The sequence below is a fragment of the Franconibacter sp. IITDAS19 genome (assembly GCF_023079515.1).
GTDB lineage: Bacteria > Pseudomonadota > Gammaproteobacteria > Enterobacterales > Enterobacteriaceae > Franconibacter > Franconibacter pulveris.
In genome coordinates, this window is the sequence record NZ_JALJCP010000001.1 from 997,603 (window position 1) to 1,009,907 (window position 12,305).

A 12,305-nucleotide genomic window follows, 5' to 3' on the forward strand; every position below is an offset into this window, starting at 1 on the left:
TCTTTTACAACTGCCGACCGGTTTTAAGACGCAAAGCGCGTTTTATTAACCTGTATCACGGTCATGGCAAAAGTGCGCTGAAATAAATACCCCCACTTTTTGTGAATTTGATCACAAATTTAAACGCTGGTAGGGTAAAGGCTCAGGCATCCGAAACCGTCTACGCTTTTTCGATTGGATGCATTGTAACCAACCTGCAGGGGTAAACCTGCTACGCTCTTAAAGGGAGCCCGAACGTTCAGGTTTCTTTATCGCTAAGGAGGCGGGCCGCAGTCGGTAAAATACGCGCATGCAGGACGTATGCCGCCGGGTCAGAGAGCGATTCTAAAGAGGATGGATATGAAATTAAAAAGAAAAAAAGTTGAGCCTATTTCGCTTAGCGACGTAACGATTATTGATGATGCAAAATTACGCAAAGCCATCACAGCAGCTTCGCTTGGCAATGCGATGGAGTGGTTTGATTTCGGTGTTTATGGTTTTGTCGCCTATGCGCTGGGTAAAGTGTTTTTCCCTGAGGCGAATCCAAGCGTACAGATGATAGCTGCGCTTGCCACCTTCTCCGTACCTTTCCTTATTCGTCCCCTGGGCGGACTTTTCTTTGGGATGCTCGGCGATAAATATGGCCGACAGAAAATCCTTGCTATTACCATTGTTATTATGTCGATCAGTACATTCTGCATCGGCTTAATTCCCGGGTATGCAACTATCGGCATTTGGGCGCCGATTCTATTATTGATTTGTAAAATGGCGCAGGGCTTTTCCGTCGGTGGGGAATATACAGGCGCATCCATCTTCGTTGCTGAATATTCCCCCGATCGCAAGCGTGGGTTTATGGGGAGCTGGCTCGATTTTGGCTCGATAGCGGGGTTCGTTCTGGGGGCGGGCGTCGTGGTGTTGATCTCCGCCATCATCGGCGAAGAGAACTTCCAGAGCTGGGGTTGGCGTATTCCATTCTTCCTGGCGCTGCCGCTAGGCATCATCGGCCTTTATCTGCGCCATGCGCTTGAAGAGACGCCGGCATTCCAGCAGCACGTTGATAAACTCGAGCAGGGCGATCGCCAGGGGCTGCAGGATGGGCCGAAAGTCTCCTTTAAAGAGATCGCCACAAAACACTGGCGCAGCCTGCTGACCTGTATCGGTCTGGTTATCGCGACTAACGTGACCTATTACATGCTGCTTACGTACATGCCAAGCTACCTGTCGCATAACCTGCACTATTCCGAAAGCCACGGGGTGCTCATCATCATCGCAATCATGATGGGGATGCTGTTCGTACAGCCGGTAATGGGGCTGCTGAGCGACCGTTTTGGCCGCCGTCCGTTTGTTATTATTGGCAGTATCGCGCTGTTTGTATTAGTTATCCCGGCGTTCACTCTTATCAACAGCAATGTGATTGGACTGATTTTCGCCGGTCTGCTGATGCTGGCGGTTATCCTGAACGCCTTTACCGGCGTAATGGCTTCAACCTTACCGGCGATGTTCCCGACGCATATTCGTTATAGTGCCCTTGCCAGCGCCTTCAACATTTCGGTGTTGATTGCCGGTCTGACGCCGACGCTTGCCGCCTGGCTGGTGGAAAGCTCAGAAGACCTGATGATGCCAGCCTATTATTTGATGGTTATCGCGGTTATCGGCCTCATTACCGGGATTACGATGAAGGAGACGGCGAACCGCCCGCTGAAAGGAGCGACGCCCGCCGCATCGGATATTCAGGAGGCGCGTGAAATCCTGCAGGAGCACCACGACAATATCGAACAAAAAATTGAAGATATTGATAAAGAGATCTCTGACTTGCAGGAAAAACGTAAGCGTCTGGTGCAGCAACATCCGGACATTAACGAGTAAGCCTGTTATCTGTCCTGTAATGGACAGATATTCTCCCGCAAAGCCCGGCTGTACAAGCCGGGCTTTTAACAAACCGGCAAGGCGTGTACTATTTACAGCGAACTTATCGGTAAGCAGGTGAGGGCGCAGGCCTATTATTCCCCCGCGCAGATTCCGCAGAGTGAAGCGGAAAACCCACCTTACTGGCCGGTAATTTTTTTTATTTTCATACTCTCATATGTGCTCTTTCGTGCGGGGCACCACTGTGAATAAGGATTTAACATGCCTGTTATTACGCTTCCTGATGGTAGCCAACGCCATTTTGACCATGCCGTCAGCCCCATGGATGTCGCTCTGGACATCGGTCCCGGTCTCGCCAAAGCCTGCATTGCTGGCCGCGTGAACGGTGAACTGGTAGATGCTTCCGATCTGATTGAACACGATGCCCAGCTCGCCATTATCACGGCTAAAGACGAAGACGGTCTGGAAATTATTCGCCACTCTTGTGCGCATCTGCTGGGCCATGCCATTAAGCAGCTTTGGCCGCACACCAAAATGGCGATCGGCCCGGTTATCGACAACGGCTTTTATTATGACGTTGATCTGGACCACACGCTGACCCAGGAAGATCTCGACGCGCTCGAAAAGCGTATGCACGAGCTTGCTGAGAAAAATTACGACGTCATCAAGAAAAAGGTGAGCTGGCACGAAGCGCGCGAAACCTTCGCACAGCGTGGCGAAAACTACAAAGTCTCCATTCTTGATGAAAATATCGCTCATGATGACAAGCCGGGCTTGTATCATCATGAAGAATACATCGACATGTGCCGCGGACCGCACGTGCCGAATATGCGCTTCTGCCATCATTTTAAATTGATGAAAATCGCGGGCGCTTACTGGCGCGGCGACAGCAACAATAAAATGCTGCAGCGCATCTATGGCACCGCCTGGGCGGATAAAAAAGCCCTGAACGCTTATCTTCAGCGTCTGGAAGAAGCCGCCAAGCGCGACCACCGTAAAATCGGCAAGCAGCTTGACCTCTACCATATGCAGGAAGAAGCGCCGGGCATGGTTTTCTGGCATAATGACGGCTGGACTATCTTCCGCGAACTGGAAACGTTTGTTCGCTCCAAGCTGAAAGAGTACCAGTATCAGGAAGTGAAAGGTCCGTTTATGATGGACCGCGTCCTGTGGGAAAAAACCGGTCACTGGGATAACTATAAAGATGCGATGTTCACCACCTCTTCCGAGAACCGTGAATACTGCATCAAGCCGATGAACTGCCCAGGCCACGTCCAGATCTTCAACCAGGGCCTGAAATCATACCGCGATCTGCCGCTGCGTATGGCGGAGTTCGGCAGCTGTCACCGTAACGAGCCGTCAGGCGCGCTGCACGGGCTGATGCGCGTACGTGGCTTCACGCAGGATGACGCCCATATCTTCTGTACAGAAGAGCAGGTGCGTGACGAAGTGAACGCCTGTATCCGCATGGTTTACGATATGTACAGCACCTTCGGCTTCGAGAAGATTGTAGTAAAACTCTCTACTCGTCCGGAAAAACGTATCGGCAGCGATGAAATGTGGGATCGTGCGGAAGCGGATCTTGCTGTGGCGCTGGAAGAGAACAACATCCCGTTTGAATATCAACTGGGTGAAGGCGCGTTCTATGGTCCGAAAATTGAGTTTACGCTCTACGACTGCCTCGATCGCGCCTGGCAGTGCGGCACAGTTCAGCTAGACTTTTCACTGCCTTCGCGCCTTAGCGCATCGTATGTAGGCGAAAACAACGAACGTCAGGTGCCGGTTATGATTCACCGCGCCATCCTGGGTTCTATCGAACGTTTCATCGGCATCCTGACCGAAGAGTTCGCCGGGTTCTTCCCGACATGGCTCGCGCCGGTTCAGGTTGTGGTGATGAATATTACTGACTCACAGTCTGAATACGTTAACGAATTGACTCGTAAACTGCAAAATGCGGGCATTCGTGTAAAAGCGGACTTGAGAAACGAGAAGATTGGCTTTAAAATCCGCGAGCACACTTTACGTCGTGTCCCTTATATGCTGGTTTGTGGCGACAAAGAAGTCGAAGCTGGCAAAGTGGCCGTCCGCACCCGTCGTGGCAAAGACCTCGGCAGCCTGGATGTGAACGACGTGATTGAGAAGCTGCAGCAAGAGATTCGCAGCCGCAATCTTCATCAACTGGAGGAATAAGGTATTAAAGGCGGAAAACGAGTTCAAACGGCGCGCCCTAATCGCATCAATGGTGAGATTCGCGCACAAGAGGTTCGCTTAACAGGTCTGGATGGCGAGCAGATTGGTATTGTCAGTCTGAGAGAAGCTCTTGAGAAGGCTGAAGAAGCCGGGGTCGATTTAGTTGAAATTAGCCCTAACGCCGAGCCGCCAGTTTGCCGCATAATGGACTACGGCAAATTCCTCTATGAAAAGAGCAAGTCTTCTAAGGAACAGAAGAAGAAGCAGAAAGTTATCCAGGTTAAGGAAATCAAATTCCGTCCTGGTACTGACGAAGGCGACTATCAGGTAAAACTCCGCAGCCTGATTCGCTTTCTCGAAGAAGGCGATAAGGCCAAAATCACCCTGCGTTTCCGCGGGCGTGAAATGGCCCACCAGCAAATCGGTATGGAAGTGCTTAATCGCGTGAAAGACGATTTGCAAGAACTGGCAGTAGTCGAATCCTTCCCAACGAAGATCGAAGGCCGCCAGATGATTATGGTGCTCGCTCCTAAGAAGAAACAGTAAGGCCATCAAGTAACATTCCCTGTGAGGCCTCCAGGCTTCACAGGTTTTGTTCGCCTGGGTTTCGTTTATCAACAATGCGAAGTGGAAGTTAATAAAATGCCAAAGATTAAGACCGTACGCGGTGCTGCTAAGCGCTTCAAAAAAACCGGTAAAGGTGGTTTTAAGCACAAGCACGCTAACCTGCGTCATATTCTGACCAAAAAAGCAACCAAGCGTAAACGTCACCTGCGCCCGAAAGCCATGGTTTCTAAAGGCGATCTGGGTCTGGTAATCGCGTGCCTGCCGTACGCATAAGCCGTTAACCTTTAACTTTTTTATCGCCGAAATCCCAGCGATATCGCAATGCAGCGACATCTGGGGTAAGGCAACATCAGAATATAGATACAGGAGAGAGCCATGGCTCGCGTAAAACGTGGTGTGATTGCACGTGCACGTCATAAGAAAATTTTGAAACAAGCTAAAGGTTACTACGGTGCGCGTTCTCGCGTATACCGCGTTGCCTTCCAGGCTGTTATCAAAGCTGGTCAGTACGCTTATCGTGACCGTCGTCAGAAAAAGCGTCAGTTCCGTCAACTGTGGATTGCACGTATCAACGCAGCAGCACGTCAGAACGGTATCTCTTACAGCAAATTCATCAACGGCCTGAAAAAAGCCTCTGTTGAAATCGACCGTAAGATCCTGGCTGACATCGCCGTATTCGACAAAGTGGCATTCTCTGCCCTGGTTGAAAAAGCGAAAGCAGCTCTGGCGTAAGCCAGTTTGAAAGAGGGAGCTTGTCTCCCTCTTTTAACTTAACTGCTTCAATACGTTGACAATTGTTCGCTTAGCCCTTTCAATAGACGCAAAAGACGTGAACATAAGGTAACTGCAAGCATGAATGCTGCTCTTTTCCGCTTCTTTTTTTACTTTAGCACCTGATTTCAGGAGGCTAGCGCGTGAAAGCAGAAACGGAAAATAGCGCCAAAAGCCTCCCTTGTGGAGGCTTTTTTATTGCCTGATGGTTTTGCAGAACACTAATGATTACGGCACAACGCCACTATTAATGAGGAACACCATGCCACATCTCGCAGAGCTGGTTGCCAGTGCTAAGGCAGCCATTAACGATGCCCAGGATGTTGCCGCGTTAGATAACGTACGCGTCGAATATTTAGGGAAAAAAGGGCAGCTGACCCTTCAGATGACCACCCTGCGTGAACTGCCGCCGGAAGAGCGTCCGGCTGCGGGCGCGGTGATCAACGAAGCCAAAGAGCAGGTTCAGCAGGCGTTGAACGCCCGTAAAGAAGCGCTGGAGAGCGCGGCGCTGAACGCCCGTCTGGCTGCGGAAACCATCGACGTATCGCTCCCGGGCCGCCGTGTGGAAAATGGCGGCCTGCACCCGGTTACCCGCACCATCGACCGTATCGAAAGCTTCTTCGGCGAGCTGGGCTTTACCGTGGCGACAGGGCCGGAAATCGAAGACGATTACCATAACTTCGACGCATTGAACATTCCGGGACATCACCCGGCGCGTGCTGACCACGATACCTTCTGGTTCGACGCGACCCGCCTGCTGCGTACGCAGACTTCCGGCGTGCAGATCCGCACCATGAAAAATCAGCAGCCGCCGATCCGCATCATCGCACCGGGCCGCGTTTACCGTAACGATTACGATCAGACTCACACCCCGATGTTCCATCAGATGGAAGGGTTGATCGTCGACAAAAATATTAGCTTCACCAACCTCAAAGGCACGCTGCACGATTTCCTGCGTAACTTCTTTGAAGAAGATTTGCAGATTCGTTTCCGTCCTTCTTATTTCCCGTTCACCGAGCCTTCCGCTGAAGTGGACGTGATGGGTAAAAACGGCAAGTGGCTGGAAGTGCTGGGCTGCGGCATGGTGCACCCGAACGTGCTGCGTAACGTTGGCATTGACCCTGAAATCTATTCCGGCTTCGCATTCGGCATGGGAATGGAGCGCCTGACCATGCTGCGCTATGGCGTTACCGATTTGCGCGCATTCTTCGAAAACGATCTGCGTTTCCTCAAACAGTTTAAATAAGGGCAGGAAAAAACAATGAAATTCAGTGAACTGTGGTTACGCGAGTGGGTTAACCCGTCCCTGGACAGCGAAGCGTTAGCAAACCAAATCACCATGGCGGGGCTGGAAGTCGATGGCGTTGACCCGGTTGCCGGCGCTTTCCATGGTGTGGTCGTGGGTGAAGTGGTGGAGTGCGGGCAGCACCCGAACGCAGACAAATTGCGCGTAACGAAAGTTAACGTCGGCGGCGAACGCCTGCTTGATATCGTCTGCGGCGCGCCAAACTGCCGTCAGGGACTGAAAGTCGCCGTGGCGACGATTGGCGCAGTTCTGCCGGGCGATTTTAAAATCAAGGCGGCGAAGCTTCGCGGCGAACCTTCAGAAGGCATGCTTTGCTCTTTCTCCGAGCTGGGTATTTCCGACGATCATAGCGGGATTATCGAACTGCCTTCCGATGCGCCGATCGGCACCGATATCCGCGAGTACCTGAAGCTTGACGACAATACCATTGAGATAAGCGTAACGCCGAACCGCGCCGACTGCCTCGGCATCATTGGCGTGGCGCGCGATGTGGCGGTTCTGAACCAGCTGCCGCTGAACGAACCGGAAATGGCGCCTGTCGCTGCGACTGTAAACGACACGCTGTCTATCCGCGTTGACGCCCCTGAGGCTTGCCCACGTTACCTGGGGCGCGTGGTAAAAAGTATTAACGTTTCTGCGCCGACTCCGCTGTGGATGCGTGAAAAACTGCGCCGCTGCGGCATCCGCTCTATCGACGCGGTTGTCGATGTTACTAACTATGTGCTGCTGGAACTGGGGCAGCCGATGCATGCATTCGACCTGAACCGCATTGAAGGCGGTATTGTGGTGCGGATGGCGAAAGAGGGCGAAACGCTGGTGTTGCTGGACGGCAACGAAGCGAAGCTCAATGAAGATACGCTGGTTATCGCTGACCACAGCAAAGCGCTCGCGATGGGCGGCATCTTTGGCGGCGAACATTCCGGCGTGAACACCGAAACGCGCGATGTGCTGCTGGAGTGCGCGTTCTTCAATCCGCTTTCTATCACCGGTCGCGCCCGTCGCCACGGTTTGCACACCGACGCGTCTCACCGTTATGAGCGCGGCGTGGATCCGGCGCTGCAATACAAAGCCATGGAGCGAGCTACCCGTCTGCTGATCGACATCTGCGGCGGTGAAGCGGGCCCGGTAGTGGATGTAACCAGCGAAGCGCATCTGCCGAAGCGTGCGACCATTACCCTGCGTCGCAGCAAACTGGATCGTTTGATTGGCCACGTGATTCCAGACGAGCAAGTTACCGACATTCTTAAACGTCTGGGCTGCGAAGTCACCGAAGGTCAGGACGAGTGGCAGGCCGCGGCCCCGAGCTGGCGTTTCGACATGGAAATCGAAGAAGACCTGGTGGAAGAGGTCGCTCGCGTCTATGGTTATGACAATATCCCGAACGAGCCGGTGCAGGCGGGGCTGGAGATGGGCAGCCACCGTGAAGCGGATCTCTCCCTTAAGCGCGTGAAAACGATGCTGGTGGATAAAGGCTACCAGGAAGTGATCACCTATAGCTTCGTCGATCCGAAAGTACAGCAGTTGCTGCACCCCGGCGAAGAAGCACTGATCCTGCCAAGCCCGATTTCCAGCGATATGTCCGCGATGCGTCTGTCGTTGTGGACCGGCCTGCTCAGCACAGTGGTGTACAACCAGAACCGTCAGCAGAACCGCGTGCGCATTTTCGAAACCGGCCTGCGCTTTGTGCCTGATACGCAGGCGGACCTCGGCATTCGTCAGGATCTTATGCTGTCCGGCGTGCTGTGCGGCAACCGCTATGAAGAGCACTGGGATCAGGCGAAAAGCGCCGTGGATTTCTACGATCTGAAGGGCGATTTGGAATCCGTTCTGGAGCTTACCGGTAAATTATCTGAAATTGAATTTAAGGCAGAAGCCAATCCGGCCTTGCATCCTGGCCAAAGTGCTGCCATTTATTTAAAGGGCGAACGCATTGGTTTCATTGGCGTTGTGCATCCGGAACTCGAGCGTAAGCTTGATCTCAACGGCCGTACGCTGGTGTTTGAACTGCTGTGGGACAAGGTAGCGGACCGTATTGTGCCGCAAGCCGCCGAGGTTTCTCGCTTCCCGGCGAACCGCCGCGACATCGCTGTGGTCGTGTCTGAAAACGTACCGGCAGCAGATATTTTGGCCGAATGTAAGAAAGTTGGCGCAAATCAGATAGTTGGCGTAAACTTATTTGACGTGTACCGTGGTAAGGGTGTTGCGGAGGGTTACAAGAGCCTTGCCATCAGCCTGATCCTTCAGGATACCAGCCGTACACTCGAAGAAGAGGATATTGCCGCTACTGTTGCGAGATGTGTAGAGGCACTAAAAGAGCGATTCCAGGCATCATTGAGGGATTGAACCTATGGCGCTTACTAAAGCGGAAATGTCAGAATATCTGTTTGATAAGCTTGGGCTTAGCAAGCGGGACGCCAAAGAACTGGTGGAGCTGTTTTTCGAGGAGATCCGTCGCGCGCTGGAAAATGGCGAACAGGTGAAACTCTCCGGTTTTGGTAATTTTGACCTGCGAGATAAGAACCAACGTCCCGGACGCAACCCGAAAACCGGTGAAGATATCCCCATTACGGCGCGCCGTGTGGTGACCTTCCGACCCGGTCAGAAGTTAAAAAGCCGGGTTGAGAACGCTTCGCCGAAGACAGAGTAATCTGACCTAGTCAAAAAGGCCGCATCGTGCGGCCTTTTTTCTTTTTTGGGCGGTCGCAGGGCCGTAGAATCAACGGATTGCGATCATAACGACCAATTCATTCATGCTCTCTTTTATTGAACAACAACGCCAGCGCGAGCAGCGCTGGCTGTGGAGCCTGCTGTCGTTCACGCTGCTTGCGATGCTGTTCAGCCTCTGCGTGGGCGACAAATGGCTGGGGCCGACGGACTGGTTTAGCGAAAGCGGTAAGCTATTCGTCTGGCAAATTCGTCTGCCGCGCACGCTGGCGGTGCTGGTGGTTGGCGCGTCGCTGGCGCTTTCTGGCGCCATTATGCAGGCGCTGTTTGAAAACCCGCTCGCTGAACCCGGGCTGCTTGGCGTGTCGAACGGCGCAGGCGTCGGGCTAATCGCCGCCGTGCTGCTGGGCCACGGCGCGCTGCCCGGCTGGGTGCTCGGTCTGTGCGCCATCGGCGGGGCATTGATTATCACGCTTATTCTGCTGCGTTTTGCCAGACGGCATCTTTCTAATAGCCGACTACTGCTGGCTGGCGTGGCGCTGGGCATCATTTGCAGCGCATTGATGACCTGGGCGGTCTATTTCTCCACCAGCCTCGATCTGCGCCAGCTGATGTACTGGATGATGGGCGGTTTCGGCGGGGTTGACTGGCGGCACGGTTGGCTTATGGCTGCGCTGTTGCCGGTCATGATATGGGTCTGCCGCCAGGCGCTGCCGCTCAATATGCTGGCGCTGGGCGAAACCTCCGCGCGCCAGCTCGGCTTGCCGGTGTGGCTGTGGCGCAACCTGCTGGTTATCGCGACAGGCTGGCTGGTGGGGGTAAGCGTAGCGCTTTCAGGCGCTATCGGTTTTATCGGGCTTGTTATCCCGCACGTGTTGCGGTTATGCGGGCTGACTGACCATCGTGTCCTGTTGCCCGCCTGCGCGCTGGCGGGGGCGGCGGTGCTGCTGGCGGCTGACGTTATCGCCCGGCTGGCGCTCGCTTCGGCGGAGTTGCCGATAGGCGTCGTCACCGCAACGCTGGGCGCGCCGGTATTTATCTGGCTATTATTAAGGGCTGGACGTTAAGTTCCTCACACCACCATTAAGGGGATGCTATGCAACACGATGTGCTGAACACCGAAGTGACCACCATTGACGGGGAAACCACGTCACTCAAACGCTGGAAAGGCAAGGTGCTGTTGATTGTCAACGTCGCTTCCAAATGCGGCCTGACGCCGCAGTATGAACAGTTAGAGAATATTCATAAGGCCTGGGAAGAGGCGGGTTTCAGTGTGCTGGCTTTCCCCTGCAACCAGTTCCTCGGTCAGGAGCCGGGCAGCGAAGAAGAGATCAAAACGTTTTGCAGCACCACTTATGGCGTCACCTTTCCGCTGTTCAGCAAAATTGATGTGAATGGCGAGAACCGTCACCCGCTTTACCAGAAACTGATTGCCGCCTGTCCGACAGCCGTCGCGCCGGAATCAAGCGGTTTTTATGAGCGTCTGGCCAGCAAAGGGCGCGCGCCGCTCTATCCGGATGACATTCTGTGGAATTTCGAAAAATTCCTGGTTGGCCGCGATGGGCAGGTGGTACAGCGTTTCGCGCCAGATATGACGCCGGAAGATCCTATCGTGATGGAAGCTATCAAAGTCGCGCTGGCGAAATAAACGATGGCGCTGATGCAATTGCGCGATGTGGCGGTGTCCGGCCGTCTGGAGCCATTCTCCGCCAGCGTTAAGCCTGGCGAATTACTGCATCTGGTCGGGCCGAACGGCGCCGGGAAAAGCACGCTGCTTTCGCGAATGGCGGGGCTTACCAGCGGCGCGGGCAGCATCGATTTCGTCGACGAGCCGCTGAGCGCGTGGCGTAGCGAGCAGCTTGCCCGCCATCGCGCCTATCTCGCGCAGCAGCAGATGCCACCCTTCGCCATGCCCGTCTGGCATTATCTGGCGCTACACCAGCACGCCAGTCCGAATGAAAAAAGAATGACCGACGTCGCCACGTCGCTCTGGCTTGGCGACAAGCTCACCCGGCCGGTTAACCAGCTCTCCGGCGGCGAATGGCAGCGGGTGCGGCTCGCTGCCGTCGTGCTGCAAATTGATCCGCAAACTAATCCGCATGGCAAACTGCTGCTGCTCGATGAGCCGATGAACAGCCTGGACGTGGCCCAGCAGGCGGCGCTTGATAAAGTCATTTACCAGCTTTGCGATGCGGGCGTAACGGTCGTGACAAGCAGCCATGACCTCAACCATACGCTGCGCCATGCGCACCGGGTCTGGCTGTTGCGTGACGGCAAGCTGATAGCCGAAGGCAAGCGCGACGACGTGCTCACGCCAGCCTTGCTGGGCGCCGCTTATGGCCTGCCGTTTCGTCGCCTTCAGGTGGAAGGTCACAGTATGCTCATTTGCCCGCTTTAGGCGCTTCTCTGTCTTGCTTCGGCGCGTCGGGGCAGGCTACATTAGCCAAAATAAAAACAGGGTAGAGGATTTGCCTGAAAATGCGGCTCTGGTTAATCGTTGTGGCGACGCTGGTGCTGGCCGGATGCAGCCATCATCGCGCACCGCCTCCCAATCCACGGCTCTCTGATTCTATCTCCGTTATCGCTGGCCTGAACGATCAGCTCAGCCACTGGCGCGGTACGCCGTATCGTTATGGCGGCATGGGCCGGGGAGGGGTGGACTGCTCCGGTTTCGTCATGCTGACTTTCCGCGATAAGTTTGAGTTACAGCTGCCGCGGGAAACGCGCCAGCAGGCGAAAATCGGCACTGAAATCGATAAAGATGATTTACTGCCGGGCGACCTGGTCTTCTTCAAAACCGGCAGCGGTCAGAACGGCCTGCACGTCGGTATTTATGACACCGATAATCAGTTTATCCACGCCTCTACCAGCCAGGGCGTGATCCGCTCATCGCTTGATAACGTCTACTGGCGCAAAAAATTCTGGCAGGCGCGCCGTATATGATGCTGGCCCGTCGCGTGCG

At 54.3% G+C, this 12,305-nt stretch carries 13 protein-coding genes and 1 other annotated feature; all 13 genes read left to right on the forward strand.

Features of this window, described 5'->3' with window-relative positions; genetic code table 11:
- The first annotated feature begins 339 nt into the window (after positions 1-339).
- A complete protein-coding gene (proP, locus tag MT962_RS04910; protein WP_024558075.1) occupies positions 340-1,845 on the forward strand; it encodes a glycine betaine/L-proline transporter ProP in 1,506 nt (501 codons plus the stop codon).
- A 261-nt stretch (positions 1,846-2,106) separates the two neighbouring features.
- Positions 2,107-4,035, forward strand: coding sequence for a threonine--tRNA ligase (gene thrS, locus MT962_RS04915; RefSeq protein WP_024558076.1), 1,929 nt, complete (start codon positions 2,107-2,109; stop codon positions 4,033-4,035).
- A 3-nt stretch (positions 4,036-4,038) separates the two neighbouring features.
- On the forward strand, positions 4,039-4,581 hold the full coding sequence (infC, locus tag MT962_RS04920; RefSeq protein ID WP_071788487.1) for a translation initiation factor IF-3: 543 nt from the start codon (positions 4,039-4,041) through the stop codon (positions 4,579-4,581).
- A gap of 96 nt (positions 4,582-4,677) precedes the next feature.
- Complete coding sequence (gene rpmI, locus MT962_RS04925; protein WP_001124225.1) at positions 4,678-4,875, forward strand: 50S ribosomal protein L35; 198 nt, start codon at positions 4,678-4,680, stop codon at positions 4,873-4,875.
- A 102-nt stretch (positions 4,876-4,977) separates the two neighbouring features.
- A complete protein-coding gene (gene rplT, locus MT962_RS04930; RefSeq protein ID WP_007374646.1) occupies positions 4,978-5,334 on the forward strand; it encodes a 50S ribosomal protein L20 in 357 nt (118 codons plus the stop codon).
- Positions 5,335-5,449: 115 nt separating this feature from the next.
- Positions 5,450-5,573 (forward strand) — a sequence feature (Phe leader region).
- Entirely contained in the window at positions 5,455-5,499 is a 45-nt protein-coding gene (pheM, locus tag MT962_RS04935; protein WP_152525475.1) for a pheST operon leader peptide PheM, read from the forward strand. (Overlaps the previous feature by 45 nt.)
- Positions 5,574-5,635: 62 nt before the next feature.
- Complete coding sequence (gene pheS, locus MT962_RS04940) at positions 5,636-6,619, forward strand: phenylalanine--tRNA ligase subunit alpha (protein ID WP_048888222.1); 984 nt, start codon at positions 5,636-5,638, stop codon at positions 6,617-6,619.
- Between the two features lie 15 nt (positions 6,620-6,634).
- Complete coding sequence (pheT, locus tag MT962_RS04945; protein ID WP_247364804.1) at positions 6,635-9,022, forward strand: phenylalanine--tRNA ligase subunit beta; 2,388 nt, start codon at positions 6,635-6,637, stop codon at positions 9,020-9,022.
- A 4-nt stretch (positions 9,023-9,026) separates the two neighbouring features.
- On the forward strand, positions 9,027-9,326 hold the full coding sequence (gene ihfA / locus MT962_RS04950; RefSeq protein ID WP_024553451.1) for an integration host factor subunit alpha: 300 nt from the start codon (positions 9,027-9,029) through the stop codon (positions 9,324-9,326).
- Positions 9,327-9,429: 103 nt separating this feature from the next.
- Positions 9,430-10,410 carry a vitamin B12 ABC transporter permease BtuC gene (gene btuC / locus MT962_RS04955; protein ID WP_024558079.1) on the forward strand — a complete coding sequence of 327 codons (981 nt, stop codon included), beginning with the start codon at positions 9,430-9,432 and terminating at the stop codon, positions 10,408-10,410.
- Positions 10,411-10,439: 29 nt separating this feature from the next.
- Positions 10,440-10,991, forward strand: coding sequence for a glutathione peroxidase (locus MT962_RS04960; protein ID WP_247364811.1), 552 nt, complete (start codon positions 10,440-10,442; stop codon positions 10,989-10,991).
- Between the two features lie 12 nt (positions 10,992-11,003).
- Positions 11,004-11,741, forward strand: coding sequence for a vitamin B12 ABC transporter ATP-binding protein BtuD (btuD, locus tag MT962_RS04965; RefSeq protein ID WP_029697747.1), 738 nt, complete (start codon positions 11,004-11,006; stop codon positions 11,739-11,741).
- 80 nt (positions 11,742-11,821) lie between these two features.
- Positions 11,822-12,286: an NlpC/P60 family protein gene (locus MT962_RS04970; RefSeq protein ID WP_024558082.1), complete on the forward strand. Its 465-nt coding sequence runs from the start codon at positions 11,822-11,824 to the stop codon at positions 12,284-12,286.
- Positions 12,287-12,305 lie beyond the last annotated feature (19 nt).

What these genes read in the sequence shown, in the direction of transcription:
- proP (WP_024558075.1), top strand. Translation starts at nt 340, where the DNA reads ATGAAATTAAAAAGAAAAAAAGTTGAGCCTATTTCGCTTAGCGACGTA.
- thrS (WP_024558076.1), top strand. Translation starts at nt 2,107, where the DNA reads ATGCCTGTTATTACGCTTCCTGATGGTAGCCAACGCCATTTTGACCAT.
- rpmI (WP_001124225.1), top strand. Translation starts at nt 4,678, where the DNA reads ATGCCAAAGATTAAGACCGTACGCGGTGCTGCTAAGCGCTTCAAAAAA.
- rplT (WP_007374646.1), top strand. Translation starts at nt 4,978, where the DNA reads ATGGCTCGCGTAAAACGTGGTGTGATTGCACGTGCACGTCATAAGAAA.
- pheS (WP_048888222.1), top strand. Translation starts at nt 5,636, where the DNA reads ATGCCACATCTCGCAGAGCTGGTTGCCAGTGCTAAGGCAGCCATTAAC.
- pheT (WP_247364804.1), top strand. Translation starts at nt 6,635, where the DNA reads ATGAAATTCAGTGAACTGTGGTTACGCGAGTGGGTTAACCCGTCCCTG.
- ihfA (WP_024553451.1), top strand. Translation starts at nt 9,027, where the DNA reads ATGGCGCTTACTAAAGCGGAAATGTCAGAATATCTGTTTGATAAGCTT.
- btuC (WP_024558079.1), top strand. Translation starts at nt 9,430, where the DNA reads ATGCTCTCTTTTATTGAACAACAACGCCAGCGCGAGCAGCGCTGGCTG.
- MT962_RS04960 (WP_247364811.1), top strand. Translation starts at nt 10,440, where the DNA reads ATGCAACACGATGTGCTGAACACCGAAGTGACCACCATTGACGGGGAA.
- btuD (WP_029697747.1), top strand. Translation starts at nt 11,004, where the DNA reads ATGCAATTGCGCGATGTGGCGGTGTCCGGCCGTCTGGAGCCATTCTCC.
- MT962_RS04970 (WP_024558082.1), top strand. Translation starts at nt 11,822, where the DNA reads ATGCGGCTCTGGTTAATCGTTGTGGCGACGCTGGTGCTGGCCGGATGC.